18 protein-coding genes and 1 tRNA gene are annotated in these 26,324 nt (G+C 65.6%); 8 read left to right on the top strand and 11 right to left on the bottom strand.

Annotated elements, in window-relative coordinates; translation table 11 throughout:
• Positions 1-23 precede the first annotated feature (23 nt).
• Complete coding sequence (locus ACUXST_RS03235) at positions 24-1,223, bottom strand: exo-beta-N-acetylmuramidase NamZ family protein (RefSeq protein ID WP_458388504.1); 1,200 nt, start codon at positions 1,221-1,223, stop codon at positions 24-26.
• A gap of 9 nt (positions 1,224-1,232) precedes the next feature.
• The gene (locus ACUXST_RS03230; RefSeq protein ID WP_458388503.1) at positions 1,233-1,769 is read right to left on the bottom strand and encodes a DOMON-like domain-containing protein; all 537 of its coding nucleotides are present in this window, start codon (positions 1,767-1,769) and stop codon (positions 1,233-1,235) included.
• 45 nt (positions 1,770-1,814) lie between these two features.
• Between ACUXST_RS03230 and tyrS the strand changes: the two genes are divergently transcribed.
• Complete coding sequence (gene tyrS, locus ACUXST_RS03225; RefSeq protein ID WP_458388502.1) at positions 1,815-3,038, top strand: tyrosine--tRNA ligase; 1,224 nt, start codon at positions 1,815-1,817, stop codon at positions 3,036-3,038.
• Here tyrS and recG read toward each other — a convergent pair.
• Entirely contained in the window at positions 3,035-5,092 is a 2,058-nt protein-coding gene (recG, locus tag ACUXST_RS03220; protein WP_458388501.1) for an ATP-dependent DNA helicase RecG, read from the bottom strand. The genes tyrS and recG overlap by 4 nt on opposite strands.
• 63 nt (positions 5,093-5,155) lie before the next feature.
• Here recG and ACUXST_RS03215 point away from each other — a divergent pair, with 63 nt between their 5' ends.
• Positions 5,156-5,422, top strand: a complete 267-nt coding sequence (locus tag ACUXST_RS03215) for an FAD assembly factor SdhE (RefSeq protein WP_458388500.1) — start codon at positions 5,156-5,158, stop codon at positions 5,420-5,422.
• Positions 5,419-8,907, top strand: a complete 3,489-nt coding sequence (mfd, locus tag ACUXST_RS03210; RefSeq protein WP_458388499.1) for a transcription-repair coupling factor — start codon at positions 5,419-5,421, stop codon at positions 8,905-8,907. The genes ACUXST_RS03215 and mfd overlap by 4 nt, the downstream gene beginning before the upstream one ends.
• A 6-nt stretch (positions 8,908-8,913) precedes the next feature.
• On the opposite strand, the gene ACUXST_RS03205 is transcribed toward mfd, so the two are convergent.
• Positions 8,914-9,750, bottom strand: coding sequence for an EAL domain-containing protein (locus ACUXST_RS03205; RefSeq protein WP_458388498.1), 837 nt, complete (start codon positions 9,748-9,750; stop codon positions 8,914-8,916).
• A 195-nt stretch (positions 9,751-9,945) separates the two neighbouring features.
• Here ACUXST_RS03205 and ACUXST_RS03200 point away from each other — a divergent pair, with 195 nt between their 5' ends.
• Positions 9,946-10,698, top strand: a complete 753-nt coding sequence (locus ACUXST_RS03200; protein ID WP_458388497.1) for an NAD kinase — start codon at positions 9,946-9,948, stop codon at positions 10,696-10,698.
• Positions 10,699-10,775: 77 nt separating this feature from the next.
• Positions 10,776-10,850 (top strand) — tRNA-Asn (locus ACUXST_RS03195).
• 18 nt (positions 10,851-10,868) lie between these two features.
• Here ACUXST_RS03195 and ACUXST_RS03190 read toward each other — a convergent pair.
• From ACUXST_RS03190 to ACUXST_RS03180, 3 genes are all read right to left on the bottom strand, one after another.
• Positions 10,869-12,212, bottom strand: a complete 1,344-nt coding sequence (locus ACUXST_RS03190) for an HlyD family type I secretion periplasmic adaptor subunit (protein WP_458388496.1) — start codon at positions 12,210-12,212, stop codon at positions 10,869-10,871.
• A complete protein-coding gene (locus ACUXST_RS03185) occupies positions 12,209-13,924 on the bottom strand; it encodes a type I secretion system permease/ATPase (protein ID WP_458388495.1) in 1,716 nt (571 codons plus the stop codon). The genes ACUXST_RS03190 and ACUXST_RS03185 overlap by 4 nt, the downstream gene beginning before the upstream one ends.
• Before the next feature lie 209 nt (positions 13,925-14,133).
• Positions 14,134-14,958, bottom strand: coding sequence for an FkbM family methyltransferase (locus ACUXST_RS03180; protein ID WP_458388494.1), 825 nt, complete (start codon positions 14,956-14,958; stop codon positions 14,134-14,136).
• A 142-nt stretch (positions 14,959-15,100) separates the two neighbouring features.
• On the opposite strand from ACUXST_RS03180, the gene ACUXST_RS03175 reads away from it, so the two are divergent.
• A complete protein-coding gene (locus ACUXST_RS03175) occupies positions 15,101-15,874 on the top strand; it encodes a capsular polysaccharide synthesis protein (protein WP_458388493.1) in 774 nt (257 codons plus the stop codon).
• 4 nt (positions 15,875-15,878) lie between these two features.
• On the opposite strand, the gene putA is transcribed toward ACUXST_RS03175, so the two are convergent.
• Together putA and secA are read right to left on the bottom strand one after the other, a co-directional pair.
• Entirely contained in the window at positions 15,879-18,995 is a 3,117-nt protein-coding gene (putA, locus tag ACUXST_RS03170) for a bifunctional proline dehydrogenase/L-glutamate gamma-semialdehyde dehydrogenase PutA (protein WP_458388492.1), read from the bottom strand.
• A 14-nt stretch (positions 18,996-19,009) separates the two neighbouring features.
• Positions 19,010-21,739, bottom strand: a complete 2,730-nt coding sequence (gene secA, locus ACUXST_RS03165) for a preprotein translocase subunit SecA (RefSeq protein ID WP_458388491.1) — start codon at positions 21,737-21,739, stop codon at positions 19,010-19,012.
• A gap of 118 nt (positions 21,740-21,857) precedes the next feature.
• Here secA and ACUXST_RS03160 point away from each other — a divergent pair, with 118 nt between their 5' ends.
• Complete coding sequence (locus tag ACUXST_RS03160; RefSeq protein ID WP_458388490.1) at positions 21,858-22,295, top strand: GFA family protein; 438 nt, start codon at positions 21,858-21,860, stop codon at positions 22,293-22,295.
• A 4-nt stretch (positions 22,296-22,299) separates the two neighbouring features.
• Here ACUXST_RS03160 and trxA read toward each other — a convergent pair whose 3' ends face one another.
• Both trxA and addA read right to left on the bottom strand, forming a co-directional pair.
• The gene (trxA, locus tag ACUXST_RS03155) at positions 22,300-22,626 is read right to left on the bottom strand and encodes a thioredoxin TrxA (protein WP_458388489.1); all 327 of its coding nucleotides are present in this window, start codon (positions 22,624-22,626) and stop codon (positions 22,300-22,302) included.
• A 66-nt stretch (positions 22,627-22,692) separates the two neighbouring features.
• On the bottom strand, positions 22,693-26,103 hold the full coding sequence (gene addA, locus ACUXST_RS03150) for a double-strand break repair helicase AddA (protein ID WP_458388488.1): 3,411 nt from the start codon (positions 26,101-26,103) through the stop codon (positions 22,693-22,695).
• A gap of 71 nt (positions 26,104-26,174) precedes the next feature.
• Between addA and ACUXST_RS03145 the strand changes: the two genes are divergently transcribed.
• Complete coding sequence (locus ACUXST_RS03145; protein ID WP_458388487.1) at positions 26,175-26,324, top strand: hypothetical protein; 150 nt, start codon at positions 26,175-26,177, stop codon at positions 26,322-26,324.

Here is a 26,324-nt window from a genome sequence, read left to right as displayed (position 1 = left end):
TTCGTTAACCACGCGGCCGCGGGTCAGTAGATGAGGTGGGCTGTGCGGTCCTCTTGCCAGTCGCGTTCGTCGGGAATGGTGATCGCATCGAGGTCCCCCGGCGCAGCCTGCAGATCGTCCACCCACTCGCGCAGCAACGGCGAGCCGTTGATCACGTCGATCGCGAGCTTGTCGAAGACGTATTCGTAGGGGAAGTCCCGCCACAGATCGTAGTCGGGATAGAGCCTGCGGACCGCCTTGAACGCAAGCGCCTGCAGCCGCCACGGCCTGAACGCCCGGTGATCGTAGAACGGGCCTTCGGCGTGGATGAAGACGCCATTGTTGAGCTCTCCGGCATGCTTGTGGAACGTCGGCTGGAACGCGATCTCCCGAAGCTTGCAACCGGCCAGCCAATCGGGTGCGAGCGCCTGCATTTCGCCGATGAGGCGGCGGGGCTCTAGATCAGGCGCACCGAACAACTCGAGCGCGCGGGTGGTACCCCGGCCCTCGCTAAGCGTCGTGCCTTCGAGCATCACGGTGCCGGCGTAAGCGCGGGCCATGTTGAGGTTCGCCGCGTTGGGGCTCGGGTTGATCCACACGCGGTCTTCGGGCCAGCCGAAGCCGGGCGCCTGTTCCGGAGCCCAGCCATCCATCTCGATGACGCGGTAGTCGACGTCGAGGTCGAAGTGGCGGATGAACCAGTGACCAAGCTCGCCGAGGGTCAGCCCGTGCCGCATCGGCATCGGTCCAGCGCCGACGAAGCTGTCCCAGCCGGGACGGAGGGTCAGACCTTCGACGGGGCGGCCTGCCGGGTTGGGCCGGTCGAGCACCCATACGCTTTTCCCGTGCTGCGCAGCGGCCTCGAGTACGTAGAGAAGCGTCGTGACGTAGGTGTAGATGCGGCAACCGAGGTCCTGAAGGTCGACGAGGATCGTGTCGAAGGTGCCCATCGACTGGCCGGTCGGGCGCCGGACTTCGCCGTAGAGGCTGAACACCGGCACGCCGTAGGTCGGGTCGGTGAAGTCCGGCGACTCCATCATGTTGTCCTGGAGGTCGCCGCGGACGCCGTGCTGGGGGCCGAAGACCGCCGACACGTTGAGGCCCGATGCGACCAGCGCGTCGAGGCTGTGGGTCAGGTCCTTGGTGACGGAAGCTGGGTGGGCGAGCAGCGCGACGCGCTTGCCTTCGAGCGGGCGGCGAAGCTCTGGATCGGCAAGCAGCCGATCGATACCGAACAGGGTCATGAATGCTGCTTAGGCAAGCTTCGCCGTGAAGCAACCGGAAGCGTGGAAATCCGGCTTCTCGCCGGGGTGCGCGAGTGCCCAGTAGGACTTGGTACCGTCCTTTTCCTCCAGCACTGCCGAAAGCCCCAGATCCCAGTCGGCGTCCGCCTCCACTGAAATTGTGGCGCCGAGCGCAAACCAGGTGAGATTGTCCTCGAACCGGACGTACGGCGGCGCGGCTAGTTCAGCGTTGCCCGCGCCTTTGCGGTGTCCGCTAAAATCGTAAGCTGCCCAGTGTCCTGAGGGTGCGAAGTTCCACTCGCGATACGCGTCATCGCCGCTGCGGCGAAGGAACGCTTCGAAGCAGGTGGTGCGCCAAAGCTCGTCGGTTCGGCCCGGCCTGTCTGCTTCCGGGATGACGAATCGCTCGGCGGGGGCAGCCACTCCGAACCAGATGTTGGTCGTCGCGGTCGCGCCGAACGCTGCCGAATGCTCGACGCGCGCCCAAACCTCGAAGCCCGGCTTGGATGGCGGCGTCGTCGGATGCGGCACGAGGGTGAGTTGCATGGCGATGCAGTAGCAGGCGCGAATGCATGACGCTAAGCGGCAGGGATGACGTCTTACCGGTCAACGCTTCTGAACCTGCTCGACGAGCGCGGCTACATTCACCAGGTGACGGACGCGGCGGCGCTCGACGCCTTGGCCGAGCGTGAAGTCGTCACCGGCTACATCGGCTTCGATGCGACTGCTTCGAGCCTCCACGTCGGCAGCCTGCTCGTGATCATGATTCTCAGGCGGCTTCAGCAGGCCGGCCATCGTCCAGTGGTGGTGATGGGCGGCGGCACCACGAAGGTGGGCGACCCGTCGGGCAAGGACGAGAGCCGGAAGCTTCTAACTGACGAGCAGATCGACGCCAACATCGCCTCCATCCGCCGCGTGTTCGAGCGCTTCCTGACCTTCGGCGACGGCCCGACCGACGCAATCCTCGTCAATAACGCCGAATGGCTGGACGGGCTGGAGTACATCCCGTTCCTGCGGGAGGTCGGGCGCCACTTCACGATCAACCGGATGCTGACCTTCGACAGCGTCCGGCTTCGGCTCGACCGCGAGCAGCCGCTGACCTTCCTCGAATTCAACTACATGATCCTCCAGGCGTACGACTTCCTGGAGCTCTCGCGGCGCGTGGGCTGCCGCATTCAGCTCGGCGGATCGGATCAGTGGGGCAACATCGTCAACGGTATCGAGCTCACGCGCCGAATCGACGGCACGGAGCTGTTCGGGGTTACCTCACCGCTGATCACGACGGCCGACGGTGCGAAGATGGGCAAGACGGCGCAAGGTGCGGTGTGGCTCGATGCCGACCTGCTCAGCCCCTACGATTACTGGCAGTTCTGGCGGAACGTTGCGGACGCGGACGTCGGCCGTTTCCTCCGATTGTTCACGGACCTCCCGCTTGACGAGATCGCGCGGCTCGAAGCGCTGCCGGGCGCCGAGATCAACGAGGCGAAAATCGTCCTCGCAACCGAAACCACAGCCTTGCTTCATGGACGCGACACAGCAGTGGCGGCGCGCGAAACGGCACGGGAGACGTTCGCGGGCAGCGGCACTGGTGAGGACCTGCCGACGCTGTCGATCGGCGACGGCATCAACATCGTCCAGGCACTCACCGCTCTCGGCTTCACGCCCTCGAACAAGGAAGCCAAGCGCAAGATCGCGGAGGGCGCCGTACGCCTGAGCGATGTCACCGTGAACGACCCGGGGCTCCTGCTGACGCCGGGAACGGAGCCGCTGAAACTCAGCCTCGGCCGCAAGCGGCATGCGCTGCTGGTGCGTTAGCCGCTCCTGATCAGGCCGACGGCCTGATCGCGTTCGAACAGGTAAAGGCACGTCCGCGCAGCCTGGCCACGGGGCCGGGCCAGGCCGCCGTCCCGTTCGAGGAGCAACTGGGCATCGCTGGTGGCCACGGGCGCGAGCTCAAGGACATCTTCGGGCGTCGCGATGCGGAAGCCGGCCTCGCCCGACTGGCGCGTGCCGAGGATCTCGCCTGGCCCGCGAAGGCGAAGGTCTTCCTCGGCAATCCGGAAACCGTCGCTGGTCTCCCGCATCAGGGCGAGCCGCGCGCGGCCGACCTCCGTCAGCGTCTGACCCCTGATCAGCAGGCACGTGCTCTTGCCGGTGCCGCGACCAACGCGGCCGCGGAGCTGGTGAAGCTGGGCAAGCCCGAACCGCTCCGCGCCCTCGATGATCATCAGCGTCGAATTGGGCACATCGACACCTACCTCGATCACCGTCGTGGCAACTAGCACCGCAAGTTCCGCCGCGGCGAACTGCGCCATGACGGCATCCTTGGCCGGACCCTTCATGCGCCCATGCACGAGTCCTACGCGATCGCCGAAGCGAGCCTTCAGCACTGCCGCACGTTCCTCGGCCGCCGCGGCGTCACTCTTCTCGCTTTCTTCGACGAGCGGGCAGACCCAGTAGGCCTGTCCTCCGCTCTCGATATGCCGCCCCAGACCGTCGATCACGTCGGCCACACGCTCGTCACTGATCACGCGGGTTTCAACGGGAGTTCGTCCCGGGGGCATTTCGTCGATGCGGCTGACGTCCATCTCGCCATATTGCGTGAGCGTCAGCGTGCGCGGGATAGGTGTCGCGGTCATCACCAGCAGGTGCGGCGGCCGTTCCGCCTTGGCGGAAAGCAGCAAGCGTTGCGAGACTCCGAACCGGTGCTGCTCGTCGATGACCGCAAGACCGAGGTTCTTGTAGGCGACCTTCTCCTGGAAAATCGCGTGAGTCCCGACGAGGATGTCGATGGAGCCATCAGCGAGGCCCATCAGCACGCTCTCGCGAGCCCTGCCCTTCTCCCGGCCGGTCAGTATGCCAAGGCGTACCCCGATGCTGTCGAGCTGCTTGAGGAGCGTCGCATGGTGCTGACGCGCCAGGATTTCGGTTGGCGCGAGCAGCGCCGCCTGAGCACCGGACTCGATCGCAGCAAGCATCGCGAGCAGCGCGACCAGGGTCTTGCCGGAGCCGACGTCGCCCTGAAGCAGGCGCAGCATCGGCACGCTTTGGGCCATGTCGCCGTGGATCTCGCCCACCACGCGCTGCTGGGCGCCGGTGAGTTGGTAAGTCAGGCTCAGCCGACCCGTCAGCTCGCCGGTTCCCGGCAGCGGCACCGTTCGCCGGCGCCGCGACGACTGTCGAAGAAGCAGCAGGGCCAACTGGTTGGCGAATATCTCGTCATAAGCGAGCCGACGCCTCGCGGTGTCGGCACCTGGCTCACGATGGGCCTCCGCAAGCGACATCCGCCAAGGCCGCCACGCCTCTCGTGCAATGAGACCTGGCTCGATCCACTCGGGAAGCTCGGGCGCGCGCTCGACGGCCGCTGCCGCGAGCTCGCCCATCCGGCGGTTCGTCAGCCCCTCGGTCAGCGGATAGACCGGCTCCCGAACAGCAGGCTGAGGCCCCTGCCCGGGCTCGGCAATTTCCGGGTGGATGATCTGCCACTCGTCCCCATAGGCTTCGAGCTTGCCCGCGATGATCCGCTTCTCGCCAATCGGGACGCTGCGCTTGGCCCAGCCCGGGTTGTTGAAGAACACCAGGCTGATCGTGTTGCCTTCCTTGTCCGAAGCAAACACCCGCAGCGGACCTCGCCCCGAACGCGTTTCCCGCAGCTGGAAAGGGGTCAATTCGAGGATGATGACGCGGCCGAGCAGCGACGGGCTGGCAGTAGGCACGGCAAGCCGCTCGATGACGCCCGTCGGCAAATGGTAGAGCAGGTCGAGCACCCGCGTCACGCCAAGCTTTTTCAGCAGCTTGGCGACCTGCGGACCCACGCCCTTGAGTACCTCGACCTCGGCGAACAGCGGGTTGAGGATTTCGGGGCGCATGTGCGGTTGTTAGCGTGTGATCCGGCGCTCGCAATGCACGCCGCGCGTGACTACATGCCTGCCATGCTTTCCGACCCGGAACTGAAGCGCCTCGCCTGGCGCGCGCACCATCGCGGCACACGCGAAGCGGACGCCATGATCGGCGGTTTCTTCGACGCGCGCTGCCAAGGGTGGACTGCGGCGGAGCGGGCATTGTTCGCCGACCTGCTGGATGAGCAGGATGTCGACATCATGTCATGGGCACTAGGAACCGCCCGCCCGCCCGAGCGCTTCGCTGGTCCAATGATCGAAGCGATGCAGCGGCTCGACTACATCAGGATCGCACGATGACCGAGCCGCTCCAGCGCGTGCTCGGCGCGTCCGAGCCGTTGACTCTCGCCGGCGTTCCGCAGGGCTTCCTTCCGTGGCTTGCCGCCGATCTGGCGCGAGCAGCGCATGGCACCGGCAAAGGTGGCCGCGCTGTCGTGGTTGCGGCGGATGAAGCAGCAATGCGGGCCCTCGCAGAGACGGTTCCGGTGTTCGCCCCGGAAGTGCAGGTCCTGACCCTGCCGGCGTGGGACTGCCTGCCGTATGACCGCGCCTCCCCTGCCCTGCGGGTCATGGCGGAACGGCTGGCGACCCTGAGCGCCCTGCAGGCCAAGCGGGACAAGCCGCAGCTACTGATCGTGACCAGCAACGGCGCAACGCAGCGCGTGCTGACGCCGTTCCGTGTGCGTCAGCTGACGCGGCGGCTTGGTGAAGGCGAGCGGATCGACCGCGAGGCGCTCGTCGCGCAGCTCAACTCTCTCGGCTTCCAGCGCTCCGACACTGTCGCGGAGCAGGGCGAATATGCCGTTCGTGGGTCCCTGATCGACGTTTTTCCACCGGGCGAGGAGCAGGCGCTTCGCCTCGACTTCTTCGGCGACGAGATTGACAGCCTGCGCCGTTTCGACCCGGCAGATCAGCGCTCCACGGACAAGGCCGGCTCATTCACACTCATGCCGGCGTCGGAGGCGCTGCTCGACGAAGAGAGCATCAAGCGCTTCCGGTCCAAGTACCGCGAGAAATTCGGAGCGACCGCAACCGGCGATCCGCTCTACCAGGCGCTGTCCGAAGGCCGCCGCATGGCCGGCATGGAGCATTGGCTGCCGCTGCTCGAAGAGCGGCTGGCCACCGTCTTCGACCACCTTGGGGAGGACGACATCGTCGTTCGCGACGGCTCGGTCGACAAGACGCTGCAGGACCGGACCGAGGCGATCCACGATTACTACCAGAACCGGGTTCGGGCGATGGAAGCGCAGCCCGGAAGCTATCGCCCGCTTGAGCCGGCGGCGCTGTACGTCCCGAAGGACGAGTGGCAGGCGGTTATCGCCAAGCGTACCGTTCACCGCGCCTCCGGCTTTTCGGAGCCCGAATCTGCTCGAACCATCGACTTCGGCGTAGAGCCCGCGCGGGACTTTGCGCCCGAGCGGGCGCAGCAAGCGAACGTCTACGAGGCTGTCGCCAAGCACATCGGCGACCTGCGCAAGCGCGGCCACAAGGTGATCCTGGCCAGCTACACCCGCGGTGCGCGAGAACGGCTTTCCGGGCTGCTCGAGGACCATGGCGTCAAGACGCACAAGCCGGTCGATAGCTGGCAGGAAGCACTCGGTTCGAAGACGCAGCCGGCGCTGATCGTGCTGCCGCTGGACCATGGCTTCAGCACCGCCGACGTCGCGGTACTCACCGAACAGGACATGCTCGGCGACCGGCTCGTTCGCCGCCGTAAGAAGCGCAAGGCAGCCGCGGCCTTCCTCGAGGAACTGGCGACGCTGACGCCCGGTGACCTCGTCGTGCACGCCGACCACGGCATTGGCCGCTACGAGGGCCTGACACAGATCCCGGTCAGCAAGGTGCCGCACGACTGCGTTGCGCTTGAATATGCGGGCGGCAACAAGCTCTACGTTCCGGTCGAGAATATCGAGCTCCTGACCCGATACGGCAGCGAGAACGAAGGGGTCACGCTCGACAAGCTTGGCGGCGAAGCCTGGCAGCGGCGCAAATCCAGGATGAAGGAGCGGATCCGCGAGATCGCGGGCGAGCTCATCAAGACCGCCGCACTACGCGCGACCCGCGCCGGTGTCGTCGCCGAACCAGACGCCAGCTACCCGCAGTTCGTCGACCGCTTTCCTTACGAAGAAACGGACGATCAGGACCGCGCGATCGAAGAGGTGCTCGGTGACCTCGAAGCCGGCAGACCGATGGACCGGCTGGTCTGCGGTGACGTTGGCTTCGGAAAGACCGAAGTCGCGCTGCGCGCCGCCTTCGTCATGGCAATGTCAGGCAAGCAGGTCGCGCTGGTGTGCCCGACGACCTTGCTCGCGCGCCAGCACTACACCAACTTCGTGGAGCGGTTGCACGGCTTCCCGATCAACGTCGGCCGCCTCTCGCGCCTGGTTGCCCCTGCGGAGGCGAAGAAGACCAAGGAAGGCCTCGCCGACGGCACCACCGATATTGTCGTCGGCACGCACGCGATCCTCGGGAAGGGCATCAACTTCAAGCGCCTGGGCCTTGTGATCGTCGACGAGGAGCAGCATTTCGGAGTGGCGCACAAGGAGCGGCTCAAGGCGCTGAAGACGGACGTTCACGTCCTGACGCTGACCGCGACTCCGATCCCGCGCACCCTGCAGATGGCGATGAGCGGCCTTCGCGAGCTGTCCGTGATTCAGACGCCGCCCGTCGATCGCCTGGCGGTCCGCACCTACGTCAGCCCGTGGGACCCGGTGGTCGTCCGCGAAGCCCTGCTCCGCGAGCATTTCCGTGGCGGGCAGAGCTTCTTCGTCGTGCCGCGCATCGCGGACCTCGGCGACATGGAAGAATGGCTTCGCGAGCAGGTTCCCGAAGTGAAGTTCGTCACTGCTCACGGGCAGATGGCGCCGACCGAGGTCGAGGAGCGGATGAGCGCCTTCTACGATCGCAAGTATGACGTCCTGCTGTCGACCACGATCGTGGAAAGCGGTCTGGATATCCCGAGCGCGAACACTCTGGTTGTCCACCGCGCGGACCGCTTCGGGCTCAGCCAGCTTTACCAGCTGCGTGGACGGGTCGGACGATCGAAGACTCGAGCCTACGCCTATCTGACGACGCCAGCGGACCGGCAGATCACCGAGACTGCGGAAAAGCGCCTGCAGGTGCTTGCCAACCTGGACAGCTTGGGTGCGGGCTTCCAGCTCGCAAGCCACGACCTCGATATCCGCGGCGCGGGCAACCTGCTCGGCGACGAACAATCTGGCCATATCAAGGAGGTTGGCTTCGAGCTTTACCAATCCATGCTCGAAGACGCGATCATCGAGCTGAAGGCTGGTGGCGGTCCGAAGACGGACGAGTTTACGCCCCAGATCAGCGTCGACGCGCCCATCCTAATTCCGGAGACCTACGTACCGGATCTCGACCTGCGCATGGGGCTCTACCGCCGCTTGGGCGAGCTCGAGGATCGGCCGGCGATCGACGCATTCGCTGCGGAGATGATCGACCGTTTCGGCGCCCTGCCGGACGAGACCGCCAACCTGATGAAGATCGTCGAGGTGAAGCTCAATTGCCGCCAGGCAAACGTCGCCAAGCTCGACGTCGGCGCAAAGGGAGCCGTGGTCACATTCGCCGACAGCGGCTTCGGCGACCTTGCCGGGCTGCTCGGCTACGTGGACCGGCTGAAGGGCGCGGCCAAGCTCCGCCCGGACAGCAAGATGACCGTAGCGCGCGACTGGCCGAGCGCGGATGCACGGCTCAACGGTGCGGTGCAGCTCTCACGCGGTCTCGCCAGGGTCGCGATCGCCGGCGAGAAGAAGGAAGCCGCTTAGGGCCGGTCAGGCGGCGGCTTCGACCTGCGTTGCCGCGACGAAGCGCCAAAGCTCGGCTTCGCTGAGCGCGCCCGCGGCCAGGAAGCCTTGATAGCAGTCGCAGCCCCATTCGATGAGCAGCGCCAACTGGCTCGTGCTCTCCACGCCTTCGACGACGACCGTCAGGTCGAGTTCGCGGGCAAGCTGAATGAGTGCGCGCAGGACAATCCGGTCTCTCGCGCCGCCCACGATGTCGCAAACCAGGCGGCGGTCGATCTTGATGATGTCGAGCGGCAGGCTAATGAGATAGGCAAGGCTGGCATAGCCGGTGCCGAAATCGTCGACGGCAATGCGGATTCCGGTTTCCCGGAGCTTCACGAGGCACTCGGCAGCGGCAACCTCGTCGGCGAGAAGCGCACTCTCTGTAATCTCGATCGTGACGCGACCCGGATCGATCCCGCAGCCCGCAATCTCCGCCAGCAGCCACTGAACGTGGCCGGTCCGCGTGATCTCCTGGGGCAGCAGGTTGATGGAGACTCCGAGATCCTTGAGCGGACCGGACCATGTGGCAGCGCAACGGAGCGCCTTGCGTTGGACAACGCGGGATAGTTGCTCCTCGAGGCCAGCTCGGGCGGCGCGCTCGAAGAGCAGGTCCGCGGATTGCGCGATGGGAGAGCGCGCAAGAGCCTCCGCACCCAGTATTCGGCCGGTCGTGGGCTCGATCTGTGGTTGGTAGAGCACGTCCACCTGCTCGTGGGCGATCAGGCTCTCGAGCAGGGGATCGGCGGTGGAGGTGAACGGGCTGGAACCGGCGCCGTCGGCCGACCCCTTGCTCCATTGCAATACGCTGGACCAGGTGAACATGGCAGCAGAGCTATGCGAGTAGTCTAGGACGCGAAACAGCCCTCTGGAGCGCGCCTCGAAACGGGACAGTGACGCGGACCGGCGTTCTGCTTATGCTCCGCGGAGGTCGAAGCAGACAGAGGACCTGGATTGCCCGCCGACGCACCCCACCCCAGCGAATGCGAGCCGACCGATCTGAGCGCGCACGGGATCGGTTTGGTTTCATCCCATACCGAAGTCGCGCGAGCGGCGGACGCGATCCTCCGCAGCCGTTACCGCTTCGCGGACGTAGATACTGCGGAGACGCTTGTCGCCCTCGGCGGCGACGGCTTCATGCTGCAGACGCTGCACGCCATGCTCGCCAACGACAAACCGCGTCCGGTGTTCGGGATGAACCGTGGGACGGTCGGGTTCCTGATGAACGAGTGGCGGCTCGACCGGCTTGCCGAACGGATCGAGGCAGCAAAGGCGATCCGGGTGGCGCCTCTCGAGATGCGCGCGACGACCGTGAGCGGCGAAATGTTGGTGCACGCGGCGATCAACGAAGTGTCCCTGCTCCGTGAAACGCGTCAGACCGCCAAGATAGAGATTTCGGTCAATGGCCGCGTTGCGCTGCCCGAGCTCGCTTGCGACGGCGTACTGGTCGCCACCCCGGCGGGCTCGACTGCCTATAACCTCTCTGCGCGGGGGCCTATCCTGCCGCTGCAGGCCCGGATGCTCGCTTTGACTCCCATCAGCCCCTTCAGGCCGCGCCGCTGGTCGGGCGCGATCCTTCCCGACGACACCGCAGTGTGCTTGCGCATCCTGGAGGCGGAGAACCGGCCCGTTTCGGCCGTGGCGGACCAGATCGAAGTCCGCGAAGTCGCGAAGGTCGAGGTCCGCCTTGATCGCGAGCGCTCGCTGAGCCTGCTGTTCGATCCCGAACACGCGCTCGACGAGCGAATTGCTCTGGAACAGTTCGCCACCTGAGCGCCTCTGAAAGGCTTGCCTTTGGGTCAGGCTCCGCTAATGAGCCGCCGTCGCCCACGACTGCGGTCGTAGGCTGCTCCCCGGTAGCTCAGCGGTAGAGCGTTCGACTGTTAATCGAATGGTCGCCTGTTCGAATCAGGCCCGGGGAGCCATTTTCACCTCGTCCCGAACTACTGCTCGTGGCCCGACCGCCAGAGCGCCGAGGTCAGCGGATCGAAGATGTACTGCAGCGCCGTACGCTTGCGCACCGTCAGCACGATCTCGACCGGTAGACCGGGCCGTAGCTCGCCGTTTCCGAGCACGCGGCGGACCCTGTTGAGCTCGGCCTCGGGAACGACGATCTCGGCGCGGAAGTAAGCCCGGCCGCTCTTTTCGTCCTTGAAGCTGTCCGCCGACACCGTGCTGACCGTACCCTCGAACAGCGGCAGCGAACGGTTGTGGACGCTGACGAAGCGGACCTGCGCCGTCTGGCCGCGGAATACGTCGTCGGCATCCGAGGGCTGCAGCTGGGCCTGGATGATCAGCGACTTGCCGTCCGGAACGACGTCCATCAGAGTCTGGCCGGGCGCAACTACGCCGCCGACCGTAAATACCGTGAGTCCAACGACCTGACCGCTGGCCGGCGAGCGGACCTGGGAGTGCTGGAGCTGTTCGCGAACGGCGATGAGCTTGGGCAGGGTTTCCGAGAGCTTGGCCTGGGTGTCCTTGAGGTCGCCTTCGATCTGCGTAATCTTGTCGCGCGACAGGCTGAGCGACTGCATGCGCGTCTCGCCAATGCCCTGACTGGCGCGGGCATATTCGGCGCTCATCGCGCCCTCTTGCCCGTGGAGGTCAGCCTGGGCGCGTTCCAGCTCGCGAACTCGGTTGATGGACGCCCAGCCCTTGGCGGCAATCGCACGCAGGCCTTCGAGCTCCTGCTCGATCAGCTTCTGCTGCCGGACAACAGCGGTACGCTGCTCGACATAGCCGTTCTGTTGCTGCGAGAGCTGGCCGGCACGCTCGTGCAGCACTGACTGCTGCGCCGACATCGACGCCGTGCGTGCGCGCATTTCGGAGAGTTGGAGATGCATGACCTGGTTGGCGATCGCCCGATCCTCGGGGCTCAGGCTGCTGAACTCGGGAGGAGCGCTGAAGGAGGAGCGGCCGTTGCGCTCCGCCATCAGCCGCGCGCGCTGCGCCAGCAGGGTCAAATAGTCGCTGGTCAACGCACGCTCGGCGGCGAGGACATCCGGCGCCGTGAGCTCGACGAGAACCTGACCGGCCTCGACGTGCTGCCCTTCCTTGACGTGGATAGCCTTGACGACGCCGCCGTCCCGATGCTGCACCGACTGACGGTTGCCTGCGACGGCAATGGTGCCGGAAGCGGTTACGCCGGCATCGAGCGGCGCCAGAGCTGCCCAGCCGAGCAGCACGACAAAGAACAGCACGGCAATAATGACGCCGGTGCGGATCTCCATCCGTGGGTTGCCGGCCTCGAGATCGACCGGTGCCGGAAGTACAATCGAGTCGCTCACGCGGCATTCTCCGAAGTCTTGGGACCGGCGAGGCGCGCCACCACCTCTTTGGCGGGGCCGATCATCCGCGGCCGCCCTTCATCAAGCACGAGCAGCGCGTCCGCGGCATCGAGGACACCGCGGCGGTGCGCGATGATGATGACGGTCGCCTTGCGGGCACGGGCCGCCTTCACCGCCGAGAGAAGCGCCATTTCGCCGTGATTGTCGAGAAAGGCGTTCGGCTCGTCGAGCACGAGGATGCGGGGCTGCCCGTAGAGCGCGCGGGCAAGCGCGATGCGCTGGGCCTGGCCGGCGGAGAGGCCGGAGCCCATCAGCCCGAGCGGTGTATCGTAGGCTTGGGGAAGCTGCAGGATCATTTGGTGGACGCCGGCCTCGCTCGCAGCAGCGACGACAGCGGCGTCGATCTCCCTGGCTTCATCGACCGTCTCGGGGCGCTGGAAGCGGGAGATATTCTCCTTGATCGTGCCTTCGAACAGCGACGGCTCCTGCGGCATGTAGCCGACGTAGCGTCCAAGCTCGTCCTGATCCCAGTCGCTGATCTTGGCGCCATCGACGCGAACCGCACCGACGGTCGGCTGCACCGCGCCGACGAGAAGCTTGCCCAGCGTCGTCTTCCCGGACCCGCTGGGCCCGATGACGCCGAGGATCTTCCCGGGCTCGGCATGGAAGCTGATCCCGAGCAGCAGCGTCCGGCCGTCGCGATTGCGCAGGCCCACTTCCTGGACCAGCAAGTCGCCCTTCGGCGCAGGCAAGGTAGTGAAGATGCGCGGCTCACCCACGCTCTCGAGCGCGCGAGCGAGGCGGTGCGCGGCGGCACGAGCGGAAGCGAGCGACGACCAGGCACCGATGATGTTCTCGATCGGCTGCAGAGCCCGGCTCAAAAGCACCGACGCGGCGATGATCGCGCCGGAGGAGATCGATCCGCGCAGCGCGAGAAGGGCGCCGAGGCCAAGCGCGGCAGACTGGATGAACAGGCGGAAGAAGCGGCTTGAGGCCGAGAGCCGGCCGCCGGCGAACTGAGCGCCCACCGTGTTGGTTACTGCGAGGCGGCGGTGATCGAGTTGCCGATCGACAATTGCGCCGGTCATCCCGAGTGCCTTGATGGTCGCCCCGTGCACGGCGGCGGCCTGCTGGGAATTGTGGGCGGCAGCCATTGCGGCGGTCGCGACTTCAGTCTTCTTCTGCGTCGCGCGGCGGTTGAAGGCGGCAAGCATCACCAGGATCACCGCAGCCACGACGGCCAGCATCCCGATCCAGAAATGGAGCATAAAGGCAACGATCAGGAACAGCGGCGTCCACGGCGCATCGAAAACTGCGGCCACGACCGGCGCGGCGAGCGCTGCACGAACCGAGTCGAAGTCGCGCATCGCCTGCCCGGCGGCAGCGGAATCGGCGCCCATCATCTGCTGCAGGATGCGCGGCGCAAGCAGTGCGTCCAGGCGAAGGCTGGCGCGGATGAGCAGCCGGTTGCGGATCATGTCCAGCGAGGAGAGAGTCATCAGCGCGATCGCCAGTGCGATGGTGATGAAGAACAGGGTCGCCTTGCCGCCCGTCGGCACAACCCGGTCATAGACCTGGAGCATGTAGAGCGTCGGCGCGAGATAGAGGATGTTGATCAGCAGGCTGAAGCACGCGGCCGCAATGAAGTGCCCGCGACACTTCGAAAGTGCATCGGCAAGAAGCGGCGGGAGCTCGATACCTCCAAGCTTCACGAATGGTCTCCGCGAACGCAGACGCGCGTCGCCAATCGTGTGAGATTCATCAAACCCATCAAACTCCCCAACCCGCAGCGTCGTCCCGATCCGACGCCTGCTCTGCAAAGCCGCTTCGGTTAGCAGAATCAATACAGATTAACAGGTTATCGCTTTCGGGGACATTACAACCGCATGTTCAGGCGCCTGCCGTGCCGACGCTGGTGACGTCAAAGGCGGGCAAACATCACCTGCCCACGTTGCCGGACCTCGTAGCCAAGAGGTTCCAAGAGTGCCCTGAACTGACTTGCAGGGCTCTGGCCGTTCCGTTCCGGGCTGACGTCGATGGCTACGCGCGGCGGGCGCATGTCGCCTAGGCCTGAAAACACCTCCAACTCGACGCCTTCAGCCTCGATCTTCAGAAGATCGATGCGCTCGACCCGATTTGCCGAGCAGTAGTCCGCGAGCGACCACACTTGAATGGAGCGGCGTTCGACCACAACGCCATCGTCCGGCTGGAGCAGCGAATGCTCAACGCTGTTCGCCGAGACGTTCAACGTCAACTCGGCCGACCTGTCGTACAGGCCGCATTCGACTAGCTGGACGTTCTTCGCTCGAGAGATGTTGCGCCGGGCGCAGACGGCATTGTCGCGGTCGGGCTCGAATGCGAAGACCCGGCCTGCCGTTCGAGCAGCGCTCAGCGCAAATCCGCCGACGTAGGAGCCGCAGTCAACAACGAGGTCACCGGGCTGGACGTCTACGAAGCCGGGCAATGCGTATTTGCGCCGCAGCCATTCGACGTAGCCGAAGGTGATCAGTGCGAGCTTCACCAGGGGAACGGGTCTCGGGAACGCCAGCTCCTGCCCGCACTGGCGAGCGAGCACCGCATCATCCTCCAGCTCGAAGATGGTGGGAGCGAGCGTGGCAGCCGAACGGGAGAACTCGGAATATGTCGCAAGCCGCTCCGATTCGGGCAGATCTGCGGCGATGGCGCGGATCCGCCGCTCTTCCTTGAGCACGGCGTCTGGCTGGTTCGGGAAGAACAGGTCCGTCACTTGCTCGCTTCGTTCATCATGGCGTCCAACCCTTCGGCACCTCGCCTTGCGAGTTCAAGCGCCAACTCCTACCCGTTCGCGTGCCGCGAGCGGCGTTGCGCGCACAGGAAGTGCATTCGGACACAAAGGCCAGCTTCGTATCGTGATCCTCAACTGGTTCGTTCGTCACAAGCGCTTCGGAAGGTTCAAGGCTGCGTTCGATCGGCCAACCTTGCCGATGCGGCCACTCAGCACCTTCCCGCGGGTAATTCATCTCTATTGGGATCAGGGCTTCGACGGAGCGCCGGACATCGTCTCGACTTGCGTGGAGAGCTGGCGAGAGCGCAATCCGGGTTGGACCCTTCGCTTCTGGGACGCGGCCGCGGCGGAGCAGCTTGTCAGCCGGTCGTCACTCCCGGCGGGCCTCAAGACGACCCCCTATTCGGACATGCTCCGAACGGAGATCCTTCACCGGCACGGCGGCGTGTGGGCGGACTCGACGGTCTACTGCTTGCGGCCACTCGACTCATGGCTGCTCCACATCATGTGCCAGACCGATTTCTTCGCCTTCAGCCGGCCGGGGCCTGACCGCGCGATGGCGACCTGGTTCCTGGCAGCGCGGGCGGGCTCCAACGTCGCGGGCGAGTTGTCGGCAGCGGTTCGCCGCTTCTGGTCCCGCCAGGACCAGCCGACACGAGTCTATCACTGGTACCAGTATATCTTCGAATATCTGGAGCGGACTTCGGCTTCATTCCGCAAGGCGTGGGCGACCGCGCCCAAGATCAGCCCGGCAGGGATGCTGATGGTCCAGGGACGGCTGGTCAGCGGCGCCACGCCCACGGAAGAAGAACTCGAGCTCTGGCGCGCGATGCCGATGCAGAAGCTGACCTACAAGCATCCGATCGACATCGAGCGGATGAAGAGCATCCTCGACTAACCAGTCAGCCTTCGATGGCGGCCATGAGGCTTGCGTTGCCGCCAGCAGCCGTCGTGTCGATGCAGGTTACCCGCTCGGTCGCGAACCGCGCCACGTAGTGCGGACCGCCGGCCTTCGGCCCCGTTCCGCTGAGCCCCTCGCCGCCGAACGGCTGGCTTTCAACCACAGCGCCGATCTGGTTGCGGTTGACGTAGAAGTTGCCCACCCTCGCCCGGCTCTCGACAAAATCGCGAACCGTGTCGATGCGGCTCTGAAGGCCAAGAGTGAGCCCGTACCCGGTCGTGTTGATTGCCTCGACGACCTCGCCGAGCCCGTCCGAAGGAAATCGGATCACGTGCAGGATCGGACCGAAATTCTCGCGGTTGAGTTCGCTTAAGGAGCCGATCTCGTAGAACGCGGGAGCGACGAAGCTTCCGCGCGCCGCCGAGTTCGGGAGCGGCAGGCGAGAAACGCGACGCGCATGCACTTCGAGCCAGTTGAGGTGCTCGTCCAGCGCCGTTCTCGCCTCTTCATCGATGACTGGGCCGACATCGGTCGCCAGGTCGCGAGGGTCCCCAACCTTCAGCGCCTGCATGGCGCCCGCGATCATGCCGATCATGCCGTCCGCGACATCTTCCTGAACGAAGACGACGCGGCATGCCGAGCAGCGCTGGCCGGCGCTCTGGAAGGCCGATGAGATCACGTCGCGGGTGACCTGCTCCGGCAGTGCCGAGCTGTCGACGATCATCGCATTCTGACCGCCCGTCTCGGCGATGAACGGGATGATTGGGCCGTCGCGCTCGGCGAGTGTCCGGTTGATCAGCCGCGCAGTGTCCGTCGAGCCGGTGAAGGCAACGCCGGCGAGCAGCGGATGTGCGGTCAGAGCGCCGCCCACGCGCCCATCGCCGGGTGCGAGCTGGACGACATCGCGCGGGATTCCGGCGCGGTGCATCAATTCGACAGCCAGCGCACCGATCAGCGGTGTCTGCTCGGCCGGCTTTGCGATCGCCGTGTTCCCGGCAGCCAGCGCGGCGGCAATGGGGCCGGTGAATATCGCCAGCGGGAAGTTCCACGGCGAGATGCAGGCGAACACGCCGCGGCCGTGCAGCCGCAGTTCGTTCTGCTCGCCCGTCGGTCCCGGAAGCATCAGCGGACCAGTGAACTGCCGCCTCGCCTCTGACGCGTAGAAGCGCAGGAAGTCGACGGCTTCGCGCACCTCGAGGATCGCGTCCGGAAGGGTCTTGCCGCCCTCTCGGATGCACAGCGAGAAGAGCTCCTCGCGATGGTCTTCGTAGAGGTCTGCCGCCCGATCCAGCAGCCGCGCCCGCGCCTCGCCGCCGAGCGCGTCCCATTGCTGCTGCGCCGCATGGCCCGCCCTGACCATCGCGTCGACGTCAACGGAGCTCGCTTCGAACACCGTCCCGACCTCGACGGTGCGATCGTGCGGCGACGTGACCGCCCTGGCCGTTCCCTTCCCGCGTGTCGGCTTCGCTTCCCATCGCCTGCTTCCAAGCGCCGTGAGACAATCCGCCAACGGCGCGCGCACCAATGGGTCGGAGAGGTCGACGCCAGCGCTGTTGCGGCGCCCGGGGCCGAAGACATCACGCGGCAGGGCAATCTTCGGATTGCGCTTCGAGCCGAGCGCGTCGAGCTCCGCGACCGGGTCGCGGACCAGTTCGGCGATGGAGACATGCTCGTCGGCGATGCGGTTCACGAAGCTGGAGTTAGCGCCGTTCTCGAGCAGTCGGCGGACGAGATAGGCAAGCAGCTCCTTGTGACTGCCGACCGGCGCGTAGATGCGCACGGCAGTGCGGCCGTCGCCGATTGCGTCCTCAAGGCTGACGAGTTCGGCGTAAAGCCCCTCACCCATGCCGTGGAGCCGCTGGAACTCGAACTCACGGCCGGCAGCCAGCGCCTTCACCTGCGCGATCGTGTTGGCGTTATGGGTCGCGAAGGCGGGGTAGATGACGTCCGTGGCGTCGAGCAGGACCTTGGCGCAGGCGAGGTAGGACACGTCCGTCGCGACCTTGCGGGTGAACACGGGATAGTCGGCCAGGCCGCCGACCTGCGCCGCCTTGATCTCGGTGTCCCAGTAAGCGCCTTTGACGAGCCGAACCATGAGCTTGCGGCCATGCGCGCGGGCGGTCGCGGCGACCCACTCGCACAACGGCGCGGCGCGCTTCTGATAGGCCTGGATGGCGATCCCGAACCCGCCCCACCCGTTGGCGAACAGCTCGTCGTCGGCAAGCAGCGCCTCGAAGACGTCGAGCTGCAGTTCGAGCCTGTCCGCCTCTTCGGCGTCGATCGTGAAGTGGACGTCGGCCCGCGCGGCCTTGAGCGCCAGCTCGCGAACGACTGGCAGCACTGCGGCAACCGCTTCGTCTTGCCGGGTGTACTCGAAGCGCGGGTGCAATGCCGTCAGCTTCACGGAAATTCCGGGTGAGCGGCGGAAGCCGTCGGCTGCATCGCGGGCAATGCGGTTGAGCGCAGACCGATATGCCTCGGCGTAGCGCCCCGCGTCTTCGTAGGTCTTTGCGGCTTCTCCCAGCATGTCAAAGCTGTGGCTCAGCCCCTGGCGGCGTTCCGGTTCGGCGCGGCTCAGCGCTTCGTCAATCGTGCGCCCGAACACGAAGTTGCGGCCAAGGATCTTCATCGCCTCGCGCACGGCCGTTCGGACGACCGGCTCGCCAAGGCGGCCGACTGCGCGACCGAGGGCGGCGCGCCAGTTGCCGGAACGGTCGTTGGCGCCTTCGAGCACCTTGCCGGTGAGGAGCAGCGAGAACGTGGCAGCGTTCACGAACGAGGAGTCCGACTGCCCGAGCTTGTCCGACCAGTCCGGCCCCGCGAGCTTGTCGGCGATCAGTTCGTCGGCCGTGCGCGCGTCGGGGATTCGAAGCAGCGCCTCGGCAAGGCACATCATCGCAACGCCCTCGTCGGAGCCGAGATCGTAGGCGTGAAGGAAAGCGTCGAGCCCGGAAGGCTTGTGAGCGCGAACGCCCGTCACCAGTGCGCGGGCGATCGCCCCTGCTTCGGCGGCGGTCTCGGGCGAAAGCCGCGCCTGAGCCAGGCGCTCGCTGACGACCTGCTCTTCATCCGGCCGGTAGGCGCGGCGAAGCTCGCTTCTGTCCACCGGACCGGTCACGCCGGCGGCTGCGGTTACGCGACCTGCCCGTGGCAATGCTTGTACTTCAATCCGGACCCGCAGGGACAAGGCGCGTTGCGGCTGACCGGCGCTTCAACGACGCCGCCGCCATCACGCTGCGGCAAGGAGGGCTGCGGGATGTTGAGCTCGGGAGGTGGCGCGAAGCGGCCCGTCGAAGCGTCGATGTCTGCCGTGTCGTCGTCGCCCGAGAACGGATCGAAGTGCTGCGTGATGAAATCGGGAAGCACCGGCAGCGGCGCTTCCTCGAGCTGCAGCTGCGCGTTCATCAGCGTCCGCGTGACTTCCTCACGGATTGCGACAAGCAGGCGCTCGAACAGCAGGAAAGCTTCCTGCTTGTACTCGTCGATGGGCTTCTTCTGCGCGTAGCTGCGCAGGTGGATCACCTGGCGCAGCGCGTCGAGCGTCGACAGATGCTCCTTCCAGTGACTGTCGAGAGTCTGGAGCAGGATCTGCTTCTCGACGTCGACCCACCGCTCCGGATCGACTTCGCCGAGCTTCTGCGCCATCCCGTCGTCGGCAAGTTGCTGAAGCCGCTCGGCAATCAGCTCGGGCTCGACAGCCTCTTCCTGGAGCCATGAGTCGATCGGCGGCTCCATCCCGAAGATCACGCGAACGCTCTCCGTGAGCGTCTCGACGTCCCACTGCTCCGGGTAGGTGCCTGGTGGGCAGTTGACGGCGACGATCGACGCAACGGTCTCCGCACGCATGTCCGCGATGGTCTCCGACACGCTTTCGGCATCCATGATGTCGGCACGCTGCTCGTAGATGACCTTGCGCTGATCGTTCATCACGTCGTCGAATTCGACGACCTGCTTGCGGATGTCGTAGTTGCGCGCCTCGACCTTCTTCTGCGCGGTCTCGATCGCCTTGGAGATCCACGGGGAGACGATCGCTTCGCCGTCCTCGAGGTTCTTGTTCATCAGACGCGAGAACATCGTCTGCGGACCGAAAATGCGCAGCAGGTCATCGTCGAGGCTGAGGTAGAATTTGGACAGGCCTGGATCGCCCTGGCGGCCCGAGCGGCCACGCAGCTGGTTGTCGATGCGCCGGCTCTCGTGACGCTCGGTGCCGAGCACGTAGAGTCCGCCCACTTCGAGCACGCGCTGCTTCTCGGCGGCGATCTCCTGACGCACCACCTCGGCCCGCGCCTCGTACTCCGGCGTTCCGACGACGAGATCCGGAGTTTCGTCGAGCATGCGGAAGTCGAGGTTGCCGCCAAGCTGAATGTCGGTGCCGCGGCCAGCCATGTTGGTCGCGATCGTGACGGCGCCCATGCGGCCGGCCTGGGCAACGATGTGGGCTTCCTGTTCGTGGAAGCGCGCGTTGAGGACCGAGTGCTTTATGCCCTCGGCGTGAAGGAATTCCGACAGCATCTCGGACTTTTCGATCGAGACAGTGCCGACCAGCGCCGGCTGCCCGATCTCCTGCTTGACCTTGAGCTCCTTCGCGATCGCCGCGAACTTCTCCTGCATCGTCTTGTAGAATTCATCGTCTTCGTCGACGCGCTGCACTGGCACGTTGGTCGGAATGGCAACGACATTCATCTTGTAGATGTCGAAGAATTCCGGCGCCTCGGTCATCGCCGTGCCGGTCATTCCGCCCAGCTTCGGGTACATCCGGAAATAGTTCTGGAAGGTGATCGAGGCGAGCGTCTGGTTCTCTGGCTCGATCTGGACGCCTTCCTTGGCTTCCACCGCCTGGTGGAGGCCGTCCGACCAGCGCCGCCCGTCCATCATTCGGCCGGTGAACTCGTCGATGATGACGACCTTGCCGTCCTTCACGATGTAGTCGATGTCCTTCTTGAACATGACGTTCGCCTTGAGCGCCTGGTTCAAGTGGTGGACGACCTGGGTGTTCGCGATGTCGTAAAGGTTGCGCCCTTCGATGAGCCCTTCGGCCTCGAGCATGCGCTCCGACTTCTCGGTGCCTTCTTCGGTGAGGACGACGCTCTTCTGCTTCTCGTCCTTCTCGTAATCGGACGGCAGCAGCGTCTTCACGAGGCGGTCCACAGAAATGTAGAGGTCCGACTTGTCGTCGGTCGGACCGGAGATGATCAACGGGGTGCGCGCCTCGTCGATCAAGATCGAGTCAACCTCGTCCACGATCGCATAGTGGAACGGCCGCTGGACCATCTGGTCGCGCGAGTATTTCATGTTGTCGCGCAGGTAGTCGAAGCCGAGCTCGTTGTTCGTCGCGTAGGTGATGTCGCAATTATACGCATCACGGCGCTGCTGGTCGGTAAGGTTCGGAATGATGACTCCGACCGTCATGCCGAGGAAGCGATAGACCTGGCCCATCCAGCCTGCGTCGCGGCTGGCGAGATAGTCGTTGACGGTGACAACGTGGACGCCCTTGCCCTCGAGCGCGTTCAGATAGACGGCGAGCGTGGCGACCAGGGTCTTGCCCTCGCCCGTCTTCATCTCGGCGATTTCGCCGCGGTGAAGAGCGATGCCGCCGATCAGCTGGACGTCGTAGTGCCGCTGGCCAAGCGTCCGGGTCGCCGCTTCCCGCACGGTCGCGAACGCTTCCGGGAGTAGGTCCTCCAGCTTGGCGCCGTTCGCGAGCCGTTGCCGGAACAGGTCGGTCTGGCCGCGAAGCTCATCGTCGCTGAGCGCCGAAATAGTGTGTTCGAAGCCGTTGACCGCCTCGACATACTTGCCGAGGCTGCGGACATAGCGATCGTTGGCCGATCCGAAGATGCTCTTTGCCACTGCGGCGAACATGGAAATTCCTTAAAAGCCCGCGTCCTCGCGGAAAGGGCAAAAGCCTCTCGCGACACTGGGGAAACTGCGCTCGGCGATGTAAGGAGCGGCCTAGCCGTAGTCAATTAAGGGAGGCGGTATGGGACTGACTGGCGGGTGCATGTGCGGCACCGTGCGCTACGAGCTCAAGAGCGCGCCCTATGACTGCGGCTGGTGCCACTGCCGGACCTGCCAGCTGACGAGTGGCGCCCCGGCCATGGTCTTCGCGAGCGTTCCTGAAGGCGACCTCGTCTGGACGCAAGGTGGGGACCGCGTGAAGGAGGTACCCTCGTCCAGCTTCGGGCATCGCACCTTCTGTGGCCAATGCGGCACGCCTTTCCTGATGAAGGTGGATCATCAGCCCGAGACGGTGGACTTCAGCGTCGCCACTTTGGACGACCCGCAAGCAATCGCCCCTGGCTTCCATATCTTCTGGAGCAGCCGGATCGACTGGTTCGAGCTGCAGGACGACCTGCCGCGGTACGAGAAGTTCAGACCGGACACTCGGGGACTGGAAGGAACCGAGCCGCCGCAGTGACAGACTAGTCCGTCAGGTTGCCCTCGAGCCACTGCTGGATCTGGCTGCGTGGAGCAGCGCCAACCTTCTGGGCGATGGGCTGCCCACCCTTGAAGAGAAGCATCGTCGGAATGCCACGAACGCCGTAGCGGCCGGGCGTGTCCGGGTTCTCGTCGATGTTGAGCTTGGCGATCGTCACCTTCTCGCCGAGTTCCTTAGAGATGTCCTCGAGGGCGGGAGCGATCATCCGGCACGGCCCGCACCATTCAGCCCAGAAGTCGACCAGCACCGGGCCGTCGGCGCCAAGCACATCGGTGGAAAAGCTCTGGTCGGTGACCGTCTTGGTGCTCATGGCGCTGGACTCTCCTGGCAAGGGTCGGAAGTGTTAACGGCCATATGGGCAGTTCATGTGCTGCTCTCAAGACGGCAGTTCGAATAGCTGCGGTCCGCCGGTGTAGAGCAGCGCCGCCTTGATCGCCCGGCCGGGGAAGATGACACGCAAAGCTTCGGAATAAGCAGCCATTTGCGCACGGTGAGCAGCGGGGATCGCCGCTTCGCCTGTCGGCACCCGTCCAGTCTTGAAGTCGAGAACCGAGACCCGACTGTCCTCGACGAGCAGCCGGTCGACCGTGCCGGCGATCACGCGCCCGTCGGGCAGCGTCGCTGCAAGCGGCGCTTCGGCAAGTGAGCCGGGGCCGAACAGAGGAGCCAAGGCTGCATCTTCGAGAACGCGGCACACTTCCTCTGCGATCTCTTGGCGTTGATTTGCGGAAGACAGCTCCTGCGCTCGGTCCAGCCAGCCCAAGGCGGCGGTGCGCCGCTGGTCCGGCGCAACGTCGGCGAGGCGCTCCAGCAGCTGGTGGATAAGCGTGCCTCGCTTCGCGGCCATCCGCATTGCTTCGCTCGGAGGAGGTGAAGGCTCGCGATCCTCGGCCATCGCCGATGGAGCGAGCGGACGGGGCGGCCGGGCCTCGGGTGGAGCGGCGGTCCGCGCCCAGCCGGGGACATCGGGTAGCGCAATCTCGCGACGAGCGGCCTTCGGCCGGCCAACGTTTCCCGCGACGGTGCCGCGATAGCGGAGGACCTTGCGGTTCTCGCCGTCCTGCTCCCACTCCGCTCCCAGTGCGGTGAGTGCCCGTTCGACGCGTGTGTGCCAGCAATTGTCGGACAGTTGCGTGCGTGGCTTCACGCCCGCGACGACGAGCCGCTCCGCAGCGCGCGTGAGCCCGACGTAAAGCAGCCGCCAATGCTCTTCGAGGTCGCGAAGCTTGTCGTCCGCCATGACTGCGTCGAACGGTGGCATCGCCTCGGTCTTGCGAGGACGAAGCAGCGGCACCTTGGCCCCGCGGATCGGCAGCTGGACCGTGCTCGAGGGCCCGCCCAGACGCTCGGGATCGGAGGTCGAGTCCGCCAGGATCACGACTGGCGCTTCGAGACCCTTCGCTCCGTGCACCGTCATCACCCGCACCGCATTGCCCGGCGCGGAAGGGTCGCGCTTTATCTCGACGTGGCCTTTGGAGAACCAGGCCAGGAAGCGATCAAGCGATGCCGTTTCGCCCCGCTCGAACTCCAGGGCGCTCGCCAGCAGTTCATCGATCGGGTCGCGCGCGGACGTGCCCAGCCGGCCGTAGAGCTTGCGCCGGCCTTCGAGCGGCCCCGTCAGCACCGTTTCGAGGAACTGATGCGGCGTGGTGTAGTCGGCTATCGTCAGCAGCGATCCCAGTACAGATCGTGCCACTGCGAAGTCCGGGCGCTCCTCGGCACGATCGCGCAACGCCGCCCACAAGGCACCCTTGCGGCCATGCGCCAGATCGAAGAGTTGCTGCTGATCCCAGCCCACCAGTGGCGACACAAGCAGGTTGGCGAGGTTCAGGTCATCGAACGGCTGAACCGCGAAGGTGATCGCGGCAAGCAGGTCCTTCACGGCCAAAGGCTCCTGCAAATGCAGGCGATCGATGCCGGCGACCGGGACGCCTTCGCTGAACAGCCTGGCGACGATGAGCGATGCGAGCTCGCCACGGCTGCGGACAAGGATCAGCACGTCGCCGGCTGTCATCGGCCGCTTGGTCGTCGCGAGGACCGGCGCTTCGTCGAGCCAGCGCCGAACCCGCTTGGCGAGGGCGGTCGCATAGTGACGGTCGGTCTCGTCCACCCACCCCTCCTCGCCGACGTCGCCGTCCACTTCCGGCGTCTCGAAGGGCTTCCACAACTCGACGATCCCGGGGCGCCCGGCGAAGTGGGCGCGGTGAGGGTTGGGTGCGTCCCGTACGCCCATGTTGCGGTGCCCGACGTCGTCGATCACCGCGTCGACGACATCGAGCACCGCCTGCGCGGAGCGGAAACTGGCGTCGATGGAGAGGCTTCGAAATTGCGGCGGCGAGAAGGCGCGTTCGTCAGCTTCGTCGACCGCATCGCGCAGCGCCTCTGACTGTTCTTCAAGCCAGTCGGCGGCTTCCTTGAACTCGTCCGGGTTGGTGCCCTGGAAGCGAAAGATCGCCTGCTTGAAGTCGCCGACCATGAACATGGTCCGCTGCCGGCGTTCGGAGGCGCCGATGCCGCTGAAATACTCGCCCGCCAAGGCCTGAATGATTTCCCACTGGTCGCGGTTCGTGTCCTGGGACTCGTCGACGAGGATGTGGTCCGTGCGCTGGTCCATCTTGTAGCGCACCCAGTCACCCATACCGGGCTGTCCAAGCAGCCGGCGAGTCCAGGCGATCAGGTCATTGAAGTCAGCGACGCCGGCGCTGCGCTTTGCAGCGGCATAGGCTCGGCCGAACGCTATCCCGGCGCGAAGCCCCGCCGCCATCTCGCTGGCGAGGCGGGCACCGCGCTGGATGCGAAGCAGCTCGGCGACAGCTTCGGCAAGGCGCTCCGCGTGGCTGTCGTAGGCTGCGTCCGCCTTGCGCTGGCCCGCGCTCACTTTCCGAAACTCGCCAGAGCCGGTGAAGACAATCAGCGCAAAGTCCGGCAGTGCTTCGGCACGTTCGGCGGGTGTGAGCGCGAGCCAGGCTTCGACCTTCGCTGCGAGGTCCGCGCCGGTCGCGGTGCCCCAGGTCTTGTTGGCGTCGGCAATCGCCCGCAGGAGATCGCAGTCGAAGCGATCGTCGCGGCAGTGGCTCGCAAGATAGTCTTCGACCGAGCCCTCCGGCAGGCCCATCATCTGCCGCAGCAGCGGTTCGATGGCTGCCGGATCACCGAGTCCGGACAGCGCGTCCCCTGCCCGCGCACAGCGCATCAGATAATCGACGGCGCCGCCTTCGCCCAAGCGCAGGCTGAGGCATTGCACGTCCGAGAGCAGTTGCCCGTCGCCACCCGCCTCGGCTCCGGCGAGCAGGTTTGCGAGCGTGGTTCGCGCCAGCTCCTGCTCAGCCCGGCCCTCGATCGGCTGGAAGCCTGGCGTGATCCCCGCTTCGGCCGGAAAGGATGCAAGGAGCGTCTGCGCGAAGCTGTGGATCGTCTGGATGCGCAGGCCGCCGGGTGCATCCAGCACACTCGCGAACAGTCGCCGGGCGGCCTGGCGGGTCAGCGGATCGTCGCTCTCGCCAAGCGCGAACAGATCCTTCCTAAGCTGCGGCTCGGGCATACGCACCCAGGCCGCGAGCCGACGGCCGATGCGGTTCGCCATCTCGGCGGCGCCCGCTTTCGTGAAGGTGACGCAGAGGATGGTTTCGGGCGCTACACCACTCAGCAACAGCCGAAGCACGCGCCCGGTGAGGACCTGCGTCTTGCCTGTGCCGGCCGAAGCGGAGAGCGCGGCACTGATCGCCGGATCGACGGCGCGGGCCTGTTCCCCTTCGAGCACCGGCAGGGACTGGAAGCGGCGGCTCATGACCTCGGCGCTTCCAAACGCGCCTGCGACCCCATAGACATAGGCGCGGGAGAGTCAGTCAGGAACCTGCGATGAGCGAGACCAATCAAAGCGACGAGGCCTCCGACGGCCGCCGCAACAAGCTGGTGAAGGCCGGAATGGCGGTGGGCATCGGCTCGGCCGCAATCGTCGCGGCGCTGCTTTATGCATCGACCGTCAAGAAGTCGCCAAGGAAGCGCTAG

It is taken from the genome of Sphingomonas sp. F9_3S_D5_B_2, from assembly GCF_054263715.1.
The sequence above is the reverse complement of the archived record's forward strand: the minus strand, read 5'-3'. Positions and strand labels throughout refer to the sequence as shown.